1 protein-coding gene and 1 pseudogene are annotated in these 2,296 nt (G+C 72.1%); one reads left to right on the top strand and one right to left on the bottom strand.

Annotated features, from left to right (window positions below; all coding sequences use genetic code 11):
• Positions 1-169 precede the first annotated feature (169 nt).
• Positions 170-656, top strand: a pseudogene (locus G5C65_RS35715) (LLM class flavin-dependent oxidoreductase).
• Positions 657-681: 25 nt separating this feature from the next.
• Here G5C65_RS35715 and aceB read toward each other — a convergent pair.
• Positions 682-2,289 (bottom strand): malate synthase A, encoded by a 1,608-nt coding sequence (gene aceB / locus G5C65_RS35710; RefSeq protein ID WP_165303209.1) that lies wholly within the window; start codon positions 2,287-2,289, stop codon positions 682-684.
• Positions 2,290-2,296: the final 7 nt, after the last annotated feature.

Below are 2,296 nucleotides of genomic sequence, written 5' to 3'. Positions count from 1 at the left end.
GTGAGGGTGGGGTGGGCGCCCGGAAGTTACTGGCGGTTAAGTTACTGAGCTGTGAGAATCGGCGTCAATAGCCGACACCTGAGGAATTAACCCGCCGGTAACCGCGATCTGCTCACCTCCGTGCAGGTTCCCCTGCGCACGCCGCGTCCCGTAGCCTGCGCGCACTCCGATGAGATGCTCCCCGGAAGGACGCCGCAGGGCGGGAGCGTCCCGCCTCCTCGGCCTGCTCGACCGGCTCGTCTACGACAACCCCGAACCCGCTCCGGGAGACCGCGCTGCTCGCCAGGCAGGCCGCCACCCTGGACCGGATGACCGGCGGACGGCTGGTCCTCGGGCTGGGGGTCGGCGGCCGGGAGGACGACCACCGCGCCGCCGGCACCGACCACCCCCGACCGCTCTTCGGCGGCTTCCCGCCCGTCGCCCAGGTCAACGTCGCGCTCGGCCCGCAGGGGCTGGTGGACGAGGCCCGGTCGGCCATGCACGCGTACTACACCTTCACCGGCATGGCCGACCGTATGGCGGCCGGCATGCTCACCACGCCCGGCGCGGTCCGCGAGGCGCTCACCGGCTTCGCCGACCTCGGCGCCGACGAGGTGATGCTGTACTGCTACGGCTCCGACCCGGACCAGGTGGACCGCCTGGCCGACATCCTGTGACGGTCTTTGACGGTCCTTGACGCCCTCAGCCCTCCAGCCGCTCGTACGCCGGGAGGGTGAGGAAGTCGACGTACTCCTCGCTGAGCGCGACCTGGAGCAGCAGGTCGTGGGCCTGCTGCCAGCGCCCGGCGGTGAACGCCGCGTCGCCCAGCTCCGCGCGGAGCGCATCGAGCTCGTCCGCCGCCACCCGGCGGGCGAGCTCGGCCGTGGCCTTCTCGCCGGTGTCCAGGACGACGCCCGCGTCGATCCACTGCCACAGCTGAGAGCGGGAGATCTCCGCCGTCGCCGCGTCCTCCATCAGGTTGAAGATGGCGACGGCGCCGGAGCCGCGCAGCCACGCCTCGATGTAGCGGATGCCGACCTGGACCGCGTTGCGCAGGCCCTCGAACGTGGGGCGGGCTTCGAGCGAGTCGACGGCGATCAGGTCCCCGGCCCTGACGTCGACGTCCTCGCGCAGCCGGTCCTTCTGGTGCGGCCGGTCGCCGAGCACCGCGTCGAACGCGGCGCGGGCGACCGGCACCAGGTCCGGGTGCGCCACCCAGGAGCCGTCGTAGCCGTCGTGCGCCTCGCGGTCCTTGTCGGCGCGCACCTTCTCCAGCGCTGCCGCGTTGGCCTCGGGGTCGCGCCGGTTGGGGATGAACGCCGCCATGCCGCCGATCGCGTGCGCGCCGCGCTTGTGGCACGTGCGCACCAGCAGCTCGGTGTACGCGCGCATGAACGGCGCCGTCATGGTGACCGCGTTCCTGTCGGGCAGGACGAAGCGCTCACCGGCGTCCCGGAAGTTCTTCACGATCGAGAAGAGGTAGTCCCAGCGCCCCGCGTTGAGTCCGGAGGCGTGGTCGCGCAGTTCGTAGAGGATCTCCTCCATCTCATACGCGGCGGTGATCGTCTCGATGAGGACCGTGGCGCGGATGGTGCCCTGCGGGATGCCGCACCAGTCCTGCGCGAAGACGAACACGTCGTTCCAGAGCCGCGCCTCCTGGTGCGACTCCGTCTTGGGGAGGTAGAAGTACGGGCCCTTGCCCAGGTCGAGAAGGCGCCGCGCGTTGCGGAAGAAGTAGAGCCCGAAGTCGACCAGCGCGCCCGGCACCGCCGTCCCGCCGGCGTCGCGCAGGTGCCGCTCGTCCAGGTGCCAGCCGCGCGGGCGGGCCACGACCGTGGCCAGCTCCTCGGCGGGCCGCAGCGCGTACTCCTTACCGGAGTTCGCGTCCGTGAAGTCGAGGCGGCGTTCATAGGCGTCGGTGAGGTTCAGCTGGCCCTCGATGACGTTCTGCCAGGTGGGCGCGGAGGCGTCCTCGAAGTCCGCGAGCCACACCTTCGCGCCGGAGTTGAGCGCGTTGACCGCCATCTTGCGGTCGGTGGGGCCGGTGATCTCGACACGGCGGTCCTGGAGCGCGGGCGGGCACTCGGCCACCCGCCAGTCCCCGTCGCGGATGTGCGCGGTCTCCGGCAGGAAGTCCAGCGCGGCGGTGCGGGCGATCTCGGCGCGGCGGGCGGTACGGCGGGCGAGCAGCTCGTCGCGGCGCGGAGTGAACCGGTGGTGCAGGGCGGCCAGGAAGTCGAGGGCGGCGTCGGTGAGGACCTCGTCCTGCCGGGCGGGGCGGCGGTCGGGTGCGACACCGGTGGGGGCCAGCGGGGAG

It is taken from the genome of Streptomyces boncukensis, from assembly GCF_011045075.1.
In the GTDB taxonomy this organism is placed as follows: domain Bacteria; phylum Actinomycetota; class Actinomycetes; order Streptomycetales; family Streptomycetaceae; genus Streptomyces; species Streptomyces boncukensis.
Note: the sequence above shows the minus strand (reverse complement) of the source record. Positions and strands in the feature narration are given on the sequence as shown.